The organism is Aurantimonas sp. (genome assembly GCF_964217435.1).
Taxonomy (GTDB): Bacteria; Pseudomonadota; Alphaproteobacteria; order Rhizobiales; family Rhizobiaceae; genus Aurantimonas; species Aurantimonas coralicida.
Map to the genome: position 1 here is coordinate 54,469 of NZ_CAXPJM010000005.1, position 15,945 is coordinate 70,413.

The window sequence follows — 15,945 nt, forward strand, 5'->3', positions numbered from 1 at the left end:
GACGCGAAACCGTCGGGATCGTCGCTCCCGTGCCGGCGTTCAGCCGCGGCTGTCGCCGGCTTCGACCAGCCGCCGGATCAGCGCGCCGACCATCAGGTCGAGATGGGCACCACCGCCATTCTTGTAGGCGGTGATCGCGTCGGGCGAGGACCGGCCGGCGGTTCCGGCGCACAGATCATGCAGATCGCCCAGAACGTCGTCGGGCGTAATGGTGCCGGCGTCGAGCGGGATCTGGATCTCGCCGATATGGCCGAAGGTCGTGCGGCGGGAATCGACGAAGAGTTCGGCGCGCTGGAGCAGCGTGTCGTCGGCCTCGCGCATGTCGGGCCGGAAGGCGCCGATCAGATCGACATGGGTGCCGGGGCTCAGCCACTCGCCCTTCAGGAACGGCTCTTTCGACAGGGTGGCCGTGGAGACGATGTCGGCGGCAGCAACCGCCTCGGCCAGCTCGGTCGCGACCGTCACCGGAATGGCGTTATCGGCGTATTCCGCCGCAAGCGCCTCGGCCTTGTCGGTGCTGCGGTTCCACAGGATGATCTGCTCGAGGTCGGGGAAGAGCTCGCCATAGGCGGGGATGAGCGTGCGGGCGACGGTGCCGGCGCCGCAGATCAGCAGGCGCCGCGAATCGGGGCGGGCCAGCAGCCTGGCGCCGAGGACGGAATCGCCGGCGGTCTTCCATTTGGTGACGAGGATGCCGTCGACGAGGGCCGTGGGCGCGCCGCTGTCCTCGTCGAAGAGCAGCATGCCGCCCTGCACGGACGGCAGCGGCGGGTCACGGCGCGGATTGTCCGGATAGACGGTCACCGATTTCAGCGCGATGCCGAGGCCTTCGATCCAGGCGCCGCGATTGAGCAGGCTGCGGCCATCGCGCGACAGCAGCATGTCGCCGATTTCGGCCTGCGGCAGGCGATGCGCCTCGCGGATCGCCTCGGTCACAGCCGTCCAGGTCAGGAGATGATCCGCCTCTGCGCTGCCGATGATCCTCATCGCGGCGCGTCCCCGGCGACCATGCTGGTGGGGGCCGGTGTGTGGTGCTCCCTTGCCAGCGCCTCGACCGATTCGATCGCCGGCGTCTGGACCATCCGCGTCGCATAGGGCGTAAAGCCGTGCTTGCGGTACAGCGGCAGGGCGGCGGGATGGTCGAGCGTGTTGGTCTCGATGGTCAGGCGCTCGGCGCCTTCCGAAAAGCCGGTGACGATCGCCTTCGACACCAGATGATCGGCAAGGCCTCGACCGCGAAAGGCCGGCATGATGCCGAGATGGACGATGCGGGCCGATTTCAGCGACCGGCGCATTTCCAGTTCGAACCAGCCGGCGACGATGTCGTCGGCCAGGAGCACGAAGATGCGGGTCGCCTCGTCGTGGATTTCCCGGTCGAGCCGGTCGTCCGGCAGGATCCGCGAGGTCCAGTGATGCGGGTCGCCGACGCTGCGATAGAGCGTGCGATACGCATCGAGCGCGATGTCGCGGATTTCGCGAAAGCTCAGCTCCGCTTCGGAAGCCGGCGGCGAGGCCACCCGCTCGGGCGGCTGACGGAGTTCCAGGCTGGTGACCGTGGTCGTCAACAGGCGCATGGGGATCACGGTCCGGTCACGACCGGTGTGTCGGTCGCGCCGCCCCATTCCGTCCAGGAGCCGTCATAGAGCCGGTGCTGCCGGCTGCCGAGGGTTTCCAGCGCCAGGTTGAGCACGGCGGCGGTGACGCCCGAGCCGCAGCTCGTCACCACCGGAGCATCGGGATCGATGCCCGCCGCGGCAAAGGCGGCGCGCAGATCCTCGGGCGATTTCAGCCGGCCGTTCTCGGCAAGCTGCAGGAAGGGCAGGTTGCGGGCACCGGGCATGTGGCCGGCGCGAACGCCCGGGCGTGGCTCGGCGGCGTCGCCGGCAAAGCGGTCGGCCGGGCGCGCATCCACCACCTGCAGCGCGCCATCGTCGACGACCTGGCGCATCTCGTCGAGCGTCGCGACGGCATCGGCGTCGAAGCTGGCCTCGAAGGTGACGGGCTCGGGCGAGACCTTGCCGGTTTCAACCGGATGATTGCCGGCCTGCCAGGCGGGGAAGCCGCCATCCAGAATGCGCACGTCCTTCGCGCCATAGGTCCGGAACATCCACCAGACGCGCGGCGCGGAAAACAGGCCCATCCCGTCATAGACGACGATGGTGTCGGTCTCGCGGATGCCGAGCCTGCCGACGGCGGCGCCGAAATCGGCGGCCCCGGGCAAGGTGTGCGGCAGCGACGAGGCCGGATCGACGATCGCGTCCTGATCGAAGAACACCGCGCCGGGGATATGGGCCGTCTCGAATTCGGGTTCGGCCAGACGTTTCTGCGCCGGCAGATACCAGGAGGCGTCGACGACCGAGAGGCCCGGCTTGCCGACATGGCCGGCGAGTTCGTCGGGAGAGATCAGGAAGGGGTTCTGGCTCATGCGCCGCCTCGATCATGCACTGGTGCCACGGAGCGCCGCGACCAACGGATGGCGCAGTAGATCGCACCCGTTCCCGTCGCGGCAAGGGCAGTTACGGGTTTCAGGCGGGCAGGGAACCGAAGCGGATGCGGAAGCGCCGGTTGACCTTGCCCTTCTTCTCGATCTTGCCGATGTGGATCTCGCCGACTTCGCCGGTTTCCAGGACGTGGGTGCCGCCGCAGGGCTGGGTATCCACAGACCCTTCGTCGCCGACGCAGACCAGGCGGATGCGCCCGGTGCCGCGAGGCGGCTTGACGTTGGCCGATTTCACCAGCCCCGGATTGGCGTCGAGTTCGGCATCGCTGATCCAGCGGGTAAAGACCGGATGGTTGGCCTCCACCAGTTCCATCAGGCCGGCGGTGACCTCGGCCTTGTCCGGCGCGCCTTCGGGAATGTCGAAGTCGACCCGGCTCTCGTCTTCGCCGACCGCCGCGCCGGTGATCGGAAACGGACAGGCGACCGTCAGGAGATGGCAGGCCGTGTGCATGCGCATCAGCTTGTAGCGGCGCTTCCAGTCGACATGCAGCACCAGGGTCTCGCCGGGCTGCGGCAGGGCGGCCTCGTCCTCGACCAGCATCAGGATGGTGGACTTGTCGGCGGCGTAGACCGTGTCGACGATCTTCACCTGGCTGCCGTCGGCCGTTTCGACGAAACCGGTATCGCCCGGCTGGCCGCCGCCGGCCGCGAAGAAATTGGTGCGCGCGAAGACGAGGCCGGAGCGCCCGTCGGAGGTGGTCTCGACGCGCAGCAGTTCGGCTTCCATCGTCGATAGATAGGAATCGTCCTGATAGACGCGCTCGGTTCCGGCCTCGGACATGGTCAGTCCACCGGCTCGAAGGGCACGTCGAATTGCGGCGTGCGCTCGATCCACTCGGGGACCGGCAGACCCTTGTCGCGCAGGAAGGCCGGGTTGAACATCTTCGACTGGTAGCGATTGCCGTAGTCGCACAGGATGGTCACGATGGTGTGGCCGGGGCCCATCTCCTTCGCCATGCGGATGGCACCGGCGATGTTGATGCCCGACGAGCCGCCAAGGCAGAGCCCTTCCTCGGTGATCAGGTCGAAGACGATGCGCAGGGCCTCGTCATCGGGGATCTGGTAGGCGAAATCCGGCTCGAAGCCTTCGAGATTGGCGGTGATGCGGCCCTGGCCGATGCCCTCGGTGATGGACGAGCCTTCCGACTTGAACTCGCCGGTCGTGTAGTAGCTGTAGAGCGCGGCGCCCATCGGATCGGCGATGCCGAACTTGATCTGCCCGGAGCGGCGCTTCAGGCCCATGGCGGTGCCGGCGAGGGTGCCGCCGGTGCCGACGGCGCAGATGAAGCCGTCGATCTCGCCGCCGGTGCCGTGCCAGATTTCCTCGGCGGTGGTGACCACATGGCCGTCGCGATTGGCGAGATTGTCGAACTGGTTTGCCCAGATCGCGCCCTGCGGATGGGTCCTGGCGAGCTGTTCGGCGAGGCGGCCGGAGACCTTCACGTAATTGTTCGGGTTCTTGTAGGGGACCGCCGGCACTTCGATGAGCTCGGCGCCCATCAGGCGCAGCGCGTCCTTCTTTTCCTCGCTCTGGGTCTCCGGGATGACGATCACGGTGCGATAGCCGAGGGCGTCGGCGACCAGCGACAGGCCGATGCCGGTATTGCCGGCGGTGCCTTCGACGATGATGCCGCCAGGCTCCAGGAGACCCTTCTCCTCGGCGTCGCGGATGATGAACAGCCCGGCGCGGTCCTTGACCGACTGGCCGGGGTTCAGGAATTCGGCCTTGCCGTAGATCTCGCAGCCCGTCGCTTCCGATGCCTTGTGCAGTCGGATGAGCGGCGTGTTGCCGATGGCGTCGAGGACGGAATTGTATCGGGACATCTGGGACCTGATTGGCGGGATGCGGAATGCTGCCGCGAAACTATGACCGGCGGGTGGGGGTGGCAAGGCAATGATTGCCGTGACGGGAAACTTGTCTGCCGCCAAACACCGGGAATCGCCCAGCCGCCAGCGACGCGGTGAGCGAATCCGCGACGGCAGCAACGGCGGCGTCCGGTCGGCTCAGCCCTTCACTTCACCATAGGCATCGAGCGCCCGCTTGCGGGCCTCGCCATGATCGACGATCGGCTTGGGATAGGTCTTGCCCAGTTCGACGCCGGCCTTCTTGAGGGTCTCTGCGTCGGCTTCCCAGGGCGCATGCAGGGCCTTGTCCGGCAGATCGGCGAGTTCGGGCACGAAGCGGCTAATATAGTCGCCGTCACCATCGAAGCGCTGGCTCTGGGTGACGGGATTGAAGACACGGAAATAGGGCTGGGCGTCGGCGCCGCTGCCGCCGATCCACTGCCACTGGGCCGTGTTGGAGGCGATGTCGCCATCGACCAGCGTGTCCCAGAACCAGCGCTCGCCCTCGCGCCAGTCGATCAGCAGATCCTTGGTGAGGAAGGAGCCGACGATCATCCGCACGCGGTTGTGCATCCAGCCGCATTCCCAGAGCTGACGCATGCCGGCATCGACGATGGGGTAGCCGGTGAGGCCCTTCTGCCAGGCCCGCAGCTCGGTCTCGGCGCTGCGCCAGGGGAAGGCGTCGAAACGGTCATTGTAGTTCTGCGTTGCGAGCGGCCCGAAATTGTGGAGCAGGTGATAATTGAAGTCGCGCCAGACAAGCTCCTTCTTGAAGGTCTTCAGCGCGTCGCCCGGGATGGTCGTGCGCCGGTTCGCATAGGCTTCCGCCGTGTGCCAGAGGCGGTAGGGCGAGATTTCGCCCCAGCGCAGATGCGGCGACATGCGCGAGGTGGCGTCGTCCCCCGGACGGTCCCGCCCGTTAGGATAATCGTCCAGCCATTCGTCGCAGAATTCCTCAAAGCGCTCATGCGCGGCGGCTTCGCCGACCTCCCAGAACGCGGCGATGCCGCCGGACCAGTCAGGGCGCGTCGGTAGCAGGCCCCAGTCCTCCAGCCTGTCCGAGCGGGGCTGATCGTCGAGCGCTGCGAGCTTGTCCGGCGGGTCGATCGGATCGCGGGGTTCGCGCTCGGCGAGGTTCTTCCAGAACGGCGTATAGACCTTGTACCAGCCGCCGGTCTTGGTGCGCACCTTGTCGGGGTCGTGCAGGATGTTGGCGGTGAAGCGCTGCACCTCGACATCGCCGCCCAGCGCCGCCTCGACCGCGTCGTCGACGGCGCGCGAGGCCTGGTCGTAGCGCCGGTTCATCAGGAGCGTCGTGGCGCCAGTCGATTCGACGATGTCGACGACATGCTCGCGCGCCTTGCCGCGGCGCAGGATCAGCGGCGCCCCCTTGTCGGCGAGATCCTTGCCGAAGCGCTCCAGCGAATGATGCAGCCACCATTTGTGCGCCCCGCCGAGGGTCCGCACGCCGTCGCTCTCCTCGTCGAGAACCACCAGCGGCACGACCGGACGTCCGCTGTCGGCGGCTTCGGCGAGGGCCGGGTTGTCGTCCAGCCTGAGATCGTCCCGAAGCCAGACGATGATCGGTTCGCTCTGTGATGTCTGCGTCATGAATGCTGCCTACGCTTGTCCCGACGTGATCCGGCCGGCCCGGTATGGGCACCATGTGTCGCGAAAGCGCGGGGCGGCGAGGGCGGTGCGACCAAACGGGCCGAATCGCGGCAGCGCGTGTTGCGTCCGGCAGAGGGGAAGCAGGGCGCTGAAACGAAGAAAGCCGCCGGTCGCGAGACCGACGGCTTTCAAGAAACTGGCTCCCCGAGCAGGGCTCGAACCTGCGACAATTCGATTAACAGTCGAACGCTCTACCAACTGAGCTATCGTGGAATGACGCGTCCAACGCGTTGGCGTGCCTATAGCAAAGCGATTGCGCATTTGCCAACCCGTCCGGGCAAAAAAACGCATCGCAGCATGGCGGAAAAACCGACAGGGCGGCAAAGGCTTGTGCGGACGGGGCGCCGCGCCCATTTCGCAGCGCAGGTGACGGGCCACAAGGAATGCCGCAGGTCATGGACGAACAGCAGGATGCGCCCGATGCCGGCGGCCACGACGAACCGTCGGTCCGCAAGGCGCACCGTATTGCGGTGATGGGGCGCGACATGCCGCTGCCCGCCTCGCGCGGCCTGCGGATCGCCACGGGTGCCGCGCTGGTCCTGGGCGGCACTGTCGGCTTCCTGCCGGTCGTCGGCTTCTGGATGATTCCCCTCGGCCTTCTGGTGCTGTCGGTCGATCTCGGCCCGGTGCGGCGGTGGCGCCGCCGCACGGCGGTGCGCTGGGGCCGCTGGCGCGCAACCCGCCGCAACTGAGCGCTCGGCCTATTGGCCCGTCTGCCCGTCAGCGCAGCCGCGTCGGCCGCCACACAACGATATTCGGGCGGCGGTCCCGATCGAGCTCCCTGGCCTCGACCTCGCAGTCGCGTTCGCGGCATTCGCGGCAGCGGAACGCCAGCTTCTCCAGCGGGCCGGCCGGATCGGCGGCCATGGCCAGGTCCACCGCCAGGAACGAGGCGGCGTGGCCGCATTTGCGGCATGTGGCGGTGACCAGCATGCCGCGTCGTGCGGCTTCGCCGAGGGTCCCCGATCGTGGTCTGCTGGTATCGCTCATGCCCGCTAGATGGAACGAAGCATGAACATCGTCAACGGAAAAAAGGGCGCTGCCGCAAGTCCGGCAGCGCCCTGCGGGCGACGGGAGCTGGGAGGACGCTCCGGCGCCGATTAGAGGCCGTTGGCGACCGGCTGATAGGCCAGCGGCGTGACGGTCGTGCGGGTGGCGGGCGCGAATCGCGCCGCATCACGGGCGGTCTGCGGCGCGGCCCGGCGTTCGGTGCGGGTCACGCGGCGAGCGTCGCTGCGAACCGCATCGCTGCGGTCGGCAGCGGCGCGCTGGCCGGACTGGAACTCGCCGTAGAAATGGCCGTAGCCGACGTCGCCGGTGGAGGCGAGCTGGGCCGAGGCCGGAGCGGCGAAGGCGAGGGATGCCGCGAGGCCTGCGGCGAGGAGCGGAAGCGTCTTCATGGCAATGGTCCCTTGGTTTGCGGGCTCCGGCGGACTGCAATTTGCAGTGTCGGAACCCGCTAATGATGCGATGCATCAGACCTATTGTTGGAACGCTCCCGGTGGTAGATGGCGGAATTGCAACTCGTCGTCCTACTGGTGGAACGCATGCCCAATCTCGATGACCTCTTCTATTTCGAGGCCGTGGTGCGCCATGGCGGCTTTGCCGCGGCGGGCCGGGCACTGGGTATTCCGAAGTCTAAGCTGAGCCGCCGCGTCGCCGCTCTGGAGCAGCGGCTCGATGTTCAGCTTCTGGAGCGCTCGGCCCGTCGGCTGTCGCTGACGGCGGTCGGCGACGTGTTCTACGGCCATTGCCGTGCAGCGCTCGCCGAAGCCGAGGCGGCCGAGGAGGCGGCGCAGACCCTGACCGCCGAACCGCGCGGGCTGGTCCGGCTCGGCTGCCCGCCGGGCTTTGGAGAACATGCGTTGGCCGGCGTGCTGCCAGCGTTCTTCGCGGCCTATCCCAAGGTGCGGCTGCAATTGCTGGTGTCGCTGGAGACCATCGATCTCATTGCCGAGCGGGTCGACGTGGTGATCCGTGCCAATCTCGCCTTCGAGGAGAACTCCGATCTGGTGGCGCGCAAGCTGGGACCGATCGGCATCGTCCTGGTGGCGAGCCCGGCCTTCCTGGCGGCGCATCCACCCATCGCGCGGCCGGAGGATCTGGCCGGCCTGCCGACGATCGCCCATCAGAAGACGCAGGACCAGAGCATCTGGGAGCTCTATGACGGCGCCGACCGCCCGGTGCGGATCCGCCACGAACCCCGGCTGCTGGTCAACGACTTCGCCGTCTCCCGCGAGGCCGCCATTGAAGCGCTGGGCGTCGCGATGCTGCCCCAGGCAGTCTGTTACGACGCGCTCGCCTCAGGCGCGCTGGTCCGGGTGCTGCCGGATTATCATGCCGGCGAGAGCATGGTGCATCTCCTGTTCACGTCGCGGCGCGGCATGCTGCCGGCCGTGCGGCTGCTGGTGGATCACCTGATCGACACGCTGCCGGAGGTGATGCGGCGCAAACGCGCGGCCGTATACGAATCGCAAACCGTCGCCTGATCGCCAAGTCGCTCATCTGGAACCGAATTCCGCTTCGACCCCTTTCGCTTTCCAACAAACGAATGAGAGGCGGATACAATGTTCAAGCAGCTTGCGGCAGCCCCGATCCTGGCAGCAGCGCTCTTCGCGGCGCCGGCCAGCGCCCAGTCGACCTCCGGCGATTCCCTGTCGCAGGGGATGATCGAGATGGCGTCGCTGTCGGTCGAGCCGCGCGAGAGCCGCAGCATCAAGAGCGCGTCCAACGGCGTGCCGATCCCGACGCCGCGGCCGGAAACCATCCGCAACATCGCGCCGCAGGAGCCCGTCGAGCGCACCGCCGAAGGCTATCGCCTGATCGGCCCGCGCTTCTTCCCGGCCCAGTAAGCCGCATACGCCATTAGGCGGCGGCTGCCTCGCCGGTCGTTGAACTGTCTTGAATGCAATGTAGGGGAAAAGCTGGAGGCCTCGGAGGGAATCGAACCCCCGTGCAAGGATTTGCAGTCCTCTGCGTAACCACTCCGCCACGAGGCCTCACCGGCGCTGTACCTACTGATTTGATTGGGCTCTCGCAAGCCCCTCCGATCCGATCTGCGAACATCGTCATGCCGGCACGCCGGCAGCCCCGGTTTTCCGTCACGCCGCAACGCCGAACGGTGCGTTGCGGCGATCTTCGCCTTGCCTCGCTTCTAGGGCGCGACTAAGGAAACGACAGAGAACAAGGCGAAACGGCGACGAGAGATCGGAATGTCGACCATGGACTTTGATGCCGCCCGTACGCGGATGGTGGACAACCAGATTCGCACCACCGACGTGACCCGCCACGAGATCCTGCGGGCCTTCCTCGAGGTGCCGCGCGAAGAGTTCGTGCCGGCCGCGCGCAAGCCGCTGGCCTATATCGACGAGGACGTGCCGCTCGGCAACGGCCGCTTCATCATGGAAGCCTCCCCCTTCGCCAAGCTGATCCAGCTGGCCGCGATCCGTCCCGACGACGTCGTTCTCGATGTGGGCTGCGGCACCGGCTATTCGTCGGCGGTGCTGTCGCATCTGGCCGGCTCGGTGGTTTCGCTGGAGCAGGATCCGGAGCTGGCGGAAGCGGCGACCGAGAACCTCGCCCGGCTCGACTATGTCACCTGCGCCGTCGTCGAAGGGCCGCTGAACGAAGGCTATCCGTCGGAAGCGCCGTTCGACGTCATTTTCGTGCAAGGTTCTGTCGACATTCTGCCTGAAACCCTGCTCGAACAGCTTCGGGATGGTGGCCGTCTGGTCGTCGTCGAGGGGCAGGGCAATGCGGCGGAAGCCAAGCTCTACTTCAAGGACGACAACGGTGTCGTCGGCAGCCGGTTCGGATTCAACTGCAGCATCCGGCCGCTGCCGGGCTTTCAGAGGAAGGCCGAGTTCGCCTTCTGAGCGATCAGCATCGTTGCAGATTTGCCGATTCGCGAAACAAATGCCGGGCAGGGGGCCGCGTCGCTTGATCGATCGGCCGTGCGCCTGATTAGTATGCCCCAAACCTCAAATGGCATTCCCGGGTCTGACGTTTCCGGGAGACGTCGGGGCGGGGGCGGTGACCGTTACCTAAGTGGGCCGCGTCATGGAGTATGAACATTGATCGGCAAGACTGTGATTGCCGCGCTTCTGGCCGCGGGCACGCTGTTGTCCTCTCCCAGTGGGGCGCTGGCGGAAACGCTCACCGGGGCGCTCGCAAAGGCCTACAAGTTCAATCAGGATCTCAATGCCGCCCGCGCCCAGCTCCGCGCGACTGACGAGAACGTGCCGCAGGCCCGCTCGGCGCTCAGGCCTTTCATCAGCGGCGTCGGTTCGGCGAATGCCAGCCGCAGCCGCACGACCCGTGGCGACGACCTGCCGCGGATTCGCGACCGGACCGACTCGATCGGTTTCGGCGTGCAGCTGAACCAGACGATCTTCGACGGCTTCCAGACCCAGAACAACGTCGCCGCGGCGCAGGCCCAGATCCGGGCGGCGCGCGGCAATCTGTCGAACACCGAGCAGAACGTCCTGTTCGATGCCGCCAGCGCCTACATGAATGTCCTGCGCGACCGGCGCATCGCCGCGCTGCGCCGCGAAAATCTCGGCTTCCTCGAAGAGCAGGTGCGGGCCGCCGGCGCACGGTTCGAAGTTGGCGAAGGCACGCGGACCGACGTCGCCCAGGCCGAATCGCAGCAAGCGCTCGCAACGGCGCTTCTGAACAGCGCGCTGGCGCAGGTGGCGTCCAGCGAGGCGACCTATTTCGACATCATTGGCGATTCGCCCGATAATCTGGTTGCCGGCACGCTGCCGTCCGGCGTGCTGCCGCGCTCGGTCGACGAGGCCTTCCGCATTTCACAGGCGGAGCATCCGGCGATCCAGGCGACGCTGGCAGCGGTCGACGCGGCGGCCTTCCAGGTGAAGTCGGCGGAAGGGGCGTTCCTGCCCGAGCTCAGCCTGACCGGCCGTGTCGATGACACCTACGCGCTCAACGAGCGCGACCCGTCCAGCCTGCCCGGCGTTCGCGTGAACACCCAGAACGAGGTCTCCGCCTCGGTCGGGGCCCAGCTGACGATCCCGATCTATCAGGGCGGTCGCGCCAGTTCCGTCGTGCGGCAGGCCAAGGAAGTCCTCGGTCAGCGGCGCATCGAGGTCGATGGCGCCCGCGACCAGGTGCGGGCCGCTGTGGCGACGGCATGGGCGCAGCTGCAGGCGGCGCGGGCCAACATCACCGGCTACCGGGCCCAGGTCGACGCGGCGCGGCTGGCCCTCAACGGCGTCATCGAAGAGCGCAATGTCGGCCAGCGCACCACGCTGGACGTCTTGAACTCCCAGGCCGACGTGATCTCGGCGCAGATCCTGCTGGCCGGTTCGACCCGCGACGAGGTCGTCGCCGGCTATGCCGTTCTGTCGGCCATCGGCCGCCTGTCCGCCGAGCGTCTCAACCTCGTGGCGAGCGTCTATCGACCGACCGAGCATTACGAGGCGGTCGAGGACAAGTGGTTCGGCCTGCGCACCCCCGACGGCCGCTGAGCCTTGATCGGGCGAGCCGGACCCCGCGAAGCGAGTCCGGCCGGCAACAGCACGCTGCAAGAAGCTGGTGATAGAGATGCTGAAGGGCCTTGCGGGATTCCCGTCGAGGCCCTTTGCGCTTAGGCTTCACGCATGATTCGAGCGATAGGGTCTGCGCCTGTCGCCCAATTTTGCGGGAGCTCGTCATGAGCAATGCTCTACCGGCACGGGAACCGTCCATGGACGAGATCCTGGCCTCGATCCGGCGTATCATCGAAAGCGGCGAGGAGAAGTCTCCCTCGCGCCGGGCTGCGGCCAAGCCGGCCGTCTCGGCCGAGCGCGATGAACCTCAGGCTGCCGAGCCGGCAACGCGCGCGCAGCAGGGCACGAGGCCGGCGCTGACCGAGCCGCGCCTTGACAGGCAGGCGCCGGTTCAGGCCGAGCGCGACGAGGTCTCCGGATTTGACGGGCTCGGACGCCCTGCCAACGATACGGTACGTCAGGCCCCCCGGCCCAAGCTCGGGATCGTACCGCCCGTGGCGCCGGTCGCGGCCGATGAGGATTCAGAGGACGACGCCGCGATGTCGTCCGGCCCGGGCCTGTCGCTGGATATGGTCGAGGACGAGGTCGAAACGGCCGTCCGGCAGGCAGTTGCGGCCCATGACGGACGTCTGAGCAATGCGGCGGATGCGACCGACGCGGACATCTTGGAAGACGTGACGGCGCTGTCGTCGGCACGGCTGCAGGCTGCCTCGCTCGCCGCGGCGTCCGAGCGCCGGACGGACGCGGCGCGCGATTCCGTCGCCGATGTCTCGGCCATGGCTGCCACTGACGACGAAGACGAAGTGCCTGCTGAAGCGCGGCTGGAGCCGGCGGAGGCGATGGCCTCCGCGCAGGCCGCGCCGATGCCGACCGGGTCTACGTCCGACGCCGATGTTTCGGCCGACGCCGACGAGCCGGCCGATTATCTCGGCGAGTTCGACGAGGACGAGTTCGCCAGCGAGCTTCTCGACCGGGCCGGCCTGTTCGAGGCGGGCCGGGCCGACGCCGACGTGGCAACCGATTCCGTCGCCAGCAACGCCGCTGAGGACGAGGACGATGACGCGGCGGCTCCCACCATGACCGCGCGCCCGTCGCCGCAGGCGTACGAGCCGGCTGAGGTCGAGGCCCAGGCCGCGGAAGCCGTCGATGCGCCGGCGGCGCCGTCCGCACCGGTGGCAGCGACGACCGCCGCCGACATCCACGCCCTTGTCTCGCATGAGGCCGGCGAACGCATCGCCGGGTCGTTCGACGATCTCGCCCGCGTCATCCGCGACGAGCAGATGCGCACCATGGACGAGACCGTCCGCCAGATGCTGCGGCCGATGCTGCAGGAATGGCTCGACGACAACCTGCCGCGCCTCGTCGAGCGGCTGGTTCGCGAGGAGATCGAGCGCGTCGCCCGCGGCGGTCGCCGCTGACGAACCCGGCCTGCGGCGTGCAGATCGCATCGCGGGCCGACACGGCTCTTCGTTGACAGTGTCGAAAGCAAGGCTGTAACCGGTTCTGGAACATCACCGCCCCGGGGAATCCGGCTGGCGCGCGCACCGGACAAGCCATGATCGAAAAGACCTATGACGCCGCGGCGATCGAGCCGCGTATTGCCGAGCGTTGGGAAGAGGCAGAGGCCTTCCGCGCCGGAGCCGGCGCCGCCGAGGACGCCGAAGCCTTCTCGATCGTCATTCCGCCCCCCAATGTCACCGGCTCGCTCCACATGGGGCACGCGCTGAACGACACGCTGCAGGACGTGCTGGTGCGCTTCGAGCGCATGCGCGGCAAGAAGGTGCTGTGGCAGCCCGGCCTCGATCACGCCGGCATCGCCACTCAGATGGTCGTCGAGCGGCAGCTGGCCGAGCGCAAGGAGCCGGGCCGGCGCGACATGGGCCGCGACGCCTTCATCGAGCGGGTCTGGCAGTGGAAGGGCGAATCGGGCGGGGCGATCCTCGGGCAGCTGCGCCGTCTCGGCGCGTCCTGCGACTGGTCGCGCGAGCGCTTCACCATGGACGAGGGCCTGTCGAAGGCCGTGCTGCACGTCTTCGTCGAGCTCTATCGCAAGGGCCTGATCTACAAGGACAAGCGTCTCGTCAACTGGGACCCGAAGCTGCTGACGGCGATTTCGGACCTGGAGGTCGAGCAGAAGGAGGTGAAGGGCCACCTCTGGCATTTCCGCTATCCGCTGGCCGATGGCGTGACCTACGAGCATCCCTACAATCTCGATACCGAGGGCAACCGCACCGCGTGGAAGCCGTCGGATGGCGAGCCCGCCGGCTACGAGACCCGCGACCATCTGGTCGTCGCGACGACCCGGCCCGAGACCATGCTGGGCGACAGCGGCGTGGCGGTCAGCCCCGAGGATCCGCGTTACCGCGACCTCGTCGGCAAGTCCGTCATCCTGCCGCTGGTTGGCCGCCGGATTCCGATCGTCGCCGACGAATATCCCGATCCCGAGGCCGGCACCGGCGCGGTGAAGATGACGCCGGCGCACGACTTCAACGATTTCGAGGTCGGCAAGCGCCACGATCTCAAGCAGATCAACATCCTGACGGTCGCCGCGAAGATCACGCTGGCCGAGAACGAGGCCTTCCTCGACGGTCTGGAGGAGACCGCCGAACTCGAGCGCACCATTGCGGCGCTCGACGGCGAGGACCGCTTTGCCGCGCGCGAGGCCATCGTCGCGATGATGGAGGAGGGCGGTCTCCTCGCCGCCGTCGAGGACCATCCGCACACGGTGCCGCATGGCGACCGCGGCGGCGTGCCGATCGAGCCGTTCCTCACCGACCAGTGGTATGTCGACGCCAAGACGCTGGCCGAGCCGGCCATCGCCTCGGTGCGCGAGGGCCGCACCAAGTTCGTGCCGAAGAACTGGGAAAAGACCTATTTCGACTGGATGGAGAACATTCAGCCCTGGTGCATCTCGCGCCAGCTCTGGTGGGGCCACCAGATCCCGGCCTGGTACGGGCCGGACGGTGAGATCTTCGTCGCCAAGACCGAGGAAGAGGCCGTCGCCGCGGCGCTGTCGCATTATGTCACCAACGGCACGATCGACGACGAGGAAGCCCGCGCCATGGCCGCCGATCCGGCGCGCCGCGACGGCTTCCTGCATCGCGACGAGGACGTTCTCGACACCTGGTTCTCGTCGGCCCTCTGGCCGTTCTCGACGCTCGGCTGGCCGGACCAGACGCCGGAGCTGGCGACCTATTATCCGACCAGCGTCCTCGTCACCGGCTTCGACATCATCTTCTTCTGGGTCGCCCGGATGATGATGATGGGCCTCGAATTCATGGACGAGGAGCCATTCCACACGGTCTATGTCCACGCTCTGGTGCGCGACAAGACCGGCGCCAAGATGTCGAAGTCGAAGGGCAATGTGGTCGATCCGCTCGATCTCATCGACGAGTTCGGCGCCGATGCCCTGCGCTTCACCCTGGCGATCATGGCGGCGCAGGGCCGCGACGTGAAGCTCGATCCGCAGCGCATCGCCGGCTATCGCAATTTCGGCACCAAGCTGTGGAACGCGACCCGCTTCGCCGAGATGAACGGCGCCGTCCATGGCGGCACTCTCGATCCGTCGCAGCTCTCGCTGCCGCTGAACCGCTGGGTCGTGACCGAACTCGGCCGCACCATCGCCGAGACCGAGACCGCCATCGCGGCCTACCGCTTCAACGAGGCGGCGGCGACGCTCTACCGCTTCGTCTGGAACCTGTTCTGCGACTGGTATGTCGAGCTGGCCAAGCCGGCCTTGATGGGCAGCGACGAGGCCGCGGCCAACGAGGTGCGGCACGTCATGGGGTCGGTCCTCGACCGGATCTACGCGCTGCTGCATCCGTTCATGCCGTTCATCACCGAGGAGCTGTGGCAGGTGACCGCCGCCGGCGAACGCGCCTCGCTGCTGTGCCATGCGGCCTGGCCGGTGCTCGACTTCGCCGACCGCGACGCCGCCGACGACATCAACTGGCTGATCGAGGTGGTATCGGAGATCCGCTCGGTGCGGTCCGAGATGAACGTGCCGGCGGCGACCGAGGCCGATCTCGTGGCGGTGGCGCCTGATGCGGCGACCGCGGCGCGGCTGGAGCGGCACGGCGCCGCGGTGAAACGGTTGGCGCGGCTGGCGACCATCGTCACCGCGGAGACCGCGCCGGAACAGTCGGCGCAGATCCTGGCGGCGGGGGGCAGCTTCGCCCTGCCGCTGGCCGGGCTCATCGACGTCGCCGCCGAGCGCAGCCGCCTTGGCAAGGCCCGCGACAAGGCTCTCGGCGAGATCGAGCGGATCGACCGCAAGCTCTCCAACCAGAAGTTCGTCGCCAACGCGCCTGACGAGATCGTCGAGCAGGAGCGCGAGAAGCGCGAAGGCTACCGGATCGAGGCCGACAAGCTGTCGGCGGCGCTCGAACGGCTGCAGTAGCCTTACAACCGGGAGCACGGCGT

The 15,945-nt window shown here is 67.6% G+C and carries 15 protein-coding genes and 2 tRNA genes; 7 read left to right on the forward strand and 10 right to left on the reverse strand.

Annotated features, from left to right (window positions below; genetic code table 11):
• Positions 1-39: 39 nt before the first annotated feature.
• The 7 genes from ACEQX1_RS02030 to ACEQX1_RS02060 all read right to left on the reverse strand — a co-directional run bounded on the left by ACEQX1_RS02030 (position 40) and on the right by ACEQX1_RS02060 (position 6,229).
• A complete protein-coding gene (locus ACEQX1_RS02030; protein ID WP_370194721.1) occupies positions 40-987 on the reverse strand; it encodes an ornithine cyclodeaminase family protein in 948 nt (315 codons plus the stop codon).
• A complete protein-coding gene (locus tag ACEQX1_RS02035) occupies positions 984-1,574 on the reverse strand; it encodes a GNAT family N-acetyltransferase (protein WP_370194719.1) in 591 nt (196 codons plus the stop codon). The genes ACEQX1_RS02030 and ACEQX1_RS02035 overlap by 4 nt, the downstream gene beginning before the upstream one ends.
• Positions 1,575-1,579: 5 nt before the next feature.
• Complete coding sequence (gene sseA, locus ACEQX1_RS02040) at positions 1,580-2,425, reverse strand: 3-mercaptopyruvate sulfurtransferase (protein WP_370194718.1); 846 nt, start codon at positions 2,423-2,425, stop codon at positions 1,580-1,582.
• A gap of 100 nt (positions 2,426-2,525) precedes the next feature.
• On the reverse strand, positions 2,526-3,281 hold the full coding sequence (locus tag ACEQX1_RS02045) for an alanyl-tRNA editing protein (protein WP_370196456.1): 756 nt from the start codon (positions 3,279-3,281) through the stop codon (positions 2,526-2,528).
• 2 nt (positions 3,282-3,283) lie between these two features.
• Positions 3,284-4,324, reverse strand: coding sequence for a cysteine synthase A (locus ACEQX1_RS02050; RefSeq protein ID WP_188077440.1), 1,041 nt, complete (start codon positions 4,322-4,324; stop codon positions 3,284-3,286).
• Between the two features lie 180 nt (positions 4,325-4,504).
• Positions 4,505-5,956: a deoxyribodipyrimidine photo-lyase gene (locus ACEQX1_RS02055; RefSeq protein WP_370196457.1), complete on the reverse strand. Its 1,452-nt coding sequence runs from the start codon at positions 5,954-5,956 to the stop codon at positions 4,505-4,507.
• A 197-nt stretch (positions 5,957-6,153) separates the two neighbouring features.
• Positions 6,154-6,229 (reverse strand) — tRNA-Asn (locus ACEQX1_RS02060).
• A 182-nt stretch (positions 6,230-6,411) separates the two neighbouring features.
• Between ACEQX1_RS02060 and ACEQX1_RS02065 the strand changes: the two genes are divergently transcribed.
• On the forward strand, positions 6,412-6,708 hold the full coding sequence (locus tag ACEQX1_RS02065; protein ID WP_370194715.1) for a hypothetical protein: 297 nt from the start codon (positions 6,412-6,414) through the stop codon (positions 6,706-6,708).
• A gap of 28 nt (positions 6,709-6,736) precedes the next feature.
• Here the strand turns inward: ACEQX1_RS02065 and ACEQX1_RS02070 are convergent, their stop codons facing one another.
• Positions 6,737-7,006 (reverse strand): hypothetical protein, encoded by a 270-nt coding sequence (locus tag ACEQX1_RS02070; protein ID WP_148233775.1) that lies wholly within the window; start codon positions 7,004-7,006, stop codon positions 6,737-6,739.
• A gap of 110 nt (positions 7,007-7,116) precedes the next feature.
• The gene (locus ACEQX1_RS02075) at positions 7,117-7,416 is read right to left on the reverse strand and encodes a hypothetical protein (protein ID WP_370196458.1); all 300 of its coding nucleotides are present in this window, start codon (positions 7,414-7,416) and stop codon (positions 7,117-7,119) included.
• 147 nt (positions 7,417-7,563) lie between these two features.
• Between ACEQX1_RS02075 and ACEQX1_RS02080 the strand changes: the two genes are divergently transcribed.
• Both ACEQX1_RS02080 and ACEQX1_RS02085 read left to right on the forward strand, forming a co-directional pair.
• Positions 7,564-8,505: a LysR family transcriptional regulator gene (locus ACEQX1_RS02080; RefSeq protein WP_370194713.1), complete on the forward strand. Its 942-nt coding sequence runs from the start codon at positions 7,564-7,566 to the stop codon at positions 8,503-8,505.
• A 78-nt stretch (positions 8,506-8,583) separates the two neighbouring features.
• Positions 8,584-8,868 (forward strand): hypothetical protein, encoded by a 285-nt coding sequence (locus ACEQX1_RS02085; protein WP_370196459.1) that lies wholly within the window; start codon positions 8,584-8,586, stop codon positions 8,866-8,868.
• A 73-nt stretch (positions 8,869-8,941) separates the two neighbouring features.
• Here ACEQX1_RS02085 and ACEQX1_RS02090 read toward each other — a convergent pair.
• Positions 8,942-9,015: transfer RNA gene (locus ACEQX1_RS02090), tRNA-Cys, on the reverse strand.
• Between the two features lie 222 nt (positions 9,016-9,237).
• Between ACEQX1_RS02090 and ACEQX1_RS02095 the strand changes: the two genes are divergently transcribed.
• The 4 genes from ACEQX1_RS02095 to ACEQX1_RS02110 all read left to right on the forward strand — a co-directional run bounded on the left by ACEQX1_RS02095 (position 9,238) and on the right by ACEQX1_RS02110 (position 15,922).
• Positions 9,238-9,891 carry a protein-L-isoaspartate O-methyltransferase gene (locus ACEQX1_RS02095; RefSeq protein ID WP_024351463.1) on the forward strand — a complete coding sequence of 218 codons (654 nt, stop codon included), beginning with the start codon at positions 9,238-9,240 and terminating at the stop codon, positions 9,889-9,891.
• Positions 9,892-10,089: 198 nt separating this feature from the next.
• Positions 10,090-11,502, forward strand: coding sequence for a TolC family outer membrane protein (locus tag ACEQX1_RS02100; RefSeq protein WP_188077445.1), 1,413 nt, complete (start codon positions 10,090-10,092; stop codon positions 11,500-11,502).
• A 185-nt stretch (positions 11,503-11,687) separates the two neighbouring features.
• Entirely contained in the window at positions 11,688-12,941 is a 1,254-nt protein-coding gene (locus ACEQX1_RS02105; protein WP_370196460.1) for a PopZ family protein, read from the forward strand.
• 137 nt (positions 12,942-13,078) lie between these two features.
• Entirely contained in the window at positions 13,079-15,922 is a 2,844-nt protein-coding gene (locus ACEQX1_RS02110; protein WP_370196461.1) for a valine--tRNA ligase, read from the forward strand.
• Positions 15,923-15,945: the final 23 nt, after the last annotated feature.

Excerpts from the sequence above, each read along its gene's own strand:
- ACEQX1_RS02030 (WP_370194721.1), bottom strand. The coding sequence starts at position 987 with ATGAGGATCATCGGCAGCGCAGAGGCGGATCATCTCCTGACCTGGACG.
- ACEQX1_RS02035 (WP_370194719.1), bottom strand. The coding sequence starts at position 1,574 with ATGCGCCTGTTGACGACCACGGTCACCAGCCTGGAACTCCGTCAGCCG.
- sseA (WP_370194718.1), bottom strand. The coding sequence starts at position 2,425 with ATGAGCCAGAACCCCTTCCTGATCTCTCCCGACGAACTCGCCGGCCAT.
- ACEQX1_RS02045 (WP_370196456.1), bottom strand. The coding sequence starts at position 3,281 with ATGTCCGAGGCCGGAACCGAGCGCGTCTATCAGGACGATTCCTATCTA.
- ACEQX1_RS02050 (WP_188077440.1), bottom strand. The coding sequence starts at position 4,324 with ATGTCCCGATACAATTCCGTCCTCGACGCCATCGGCAACACGCCGCTC.
- ACEQX1_RS02055 (WP_370196457.1), bottom strand. The coding sequence starts at position 5,956 with ATGACGCAGACATCACAGAGCGAACCGATCATCGTCTGGCTTCGGGAC.
- ACEQX1_RS02065 (WP_370194715.1), top strand. The coding sequence starts at position 6,412 with ATGGACGAACAGCAGGATGCGCCCGATGCCGGCGGCCACGACGAACCG.
- ACEQX1_RS02070 (WP_148233775.1), bottom strand. The coding sequence starts at position 7,006 with ATGAGCGATACCAGCAGACCACGATCGGGGACCCTCGGCGAAGCCGCA.
- ACEQX1_RS02075 (WP_370196458.1), bottom strand. The coding sequence starts at position 7,416 with ATGAAGACGCTTCCGCTCCTCGCCGCAGGCCTCGCGGCATCCCTCGCC.
- ACEQX1_RS02080 (WP_370194713.1), top strand. The coding sequence starts at position 7,564 with ATGCCCAATCTCGATGACCTCTTCTATTTCGAGGCCGTGGTGCGCCAT.
- ACEQX1_RS02085 (WP_370196459.1), top strand. The coding sequence starts at position 8,584 with ATGTTCAAGCAGCTTGCGGCAGCCCCGATCCTGGCAGCAGCGCTCTTC.
- ACEQX1_RS02095 (WP_024351463.1), top strand. The coding sequence starts at position 9,238 with ATGGACTTTGATGCCGCCCGTACGCGGATGGTGGACAACCAGATTCGC.
- ACEQX1_RS02105 (WP_370196460.1), top strand. The coding sequence starts at position 11,688 with ATGAGCAATGCTCTACCGGCACGGGAACCGTCCATGGACGAGATCCTG.
- ACEQX1_RS02110 (WP_370196461.1), top strand. The coding sequence starts at position 13,079 with ATGATCGAAAAGACCTATGACGCCGCGGCGATCGAGCCGCGTATTGCC.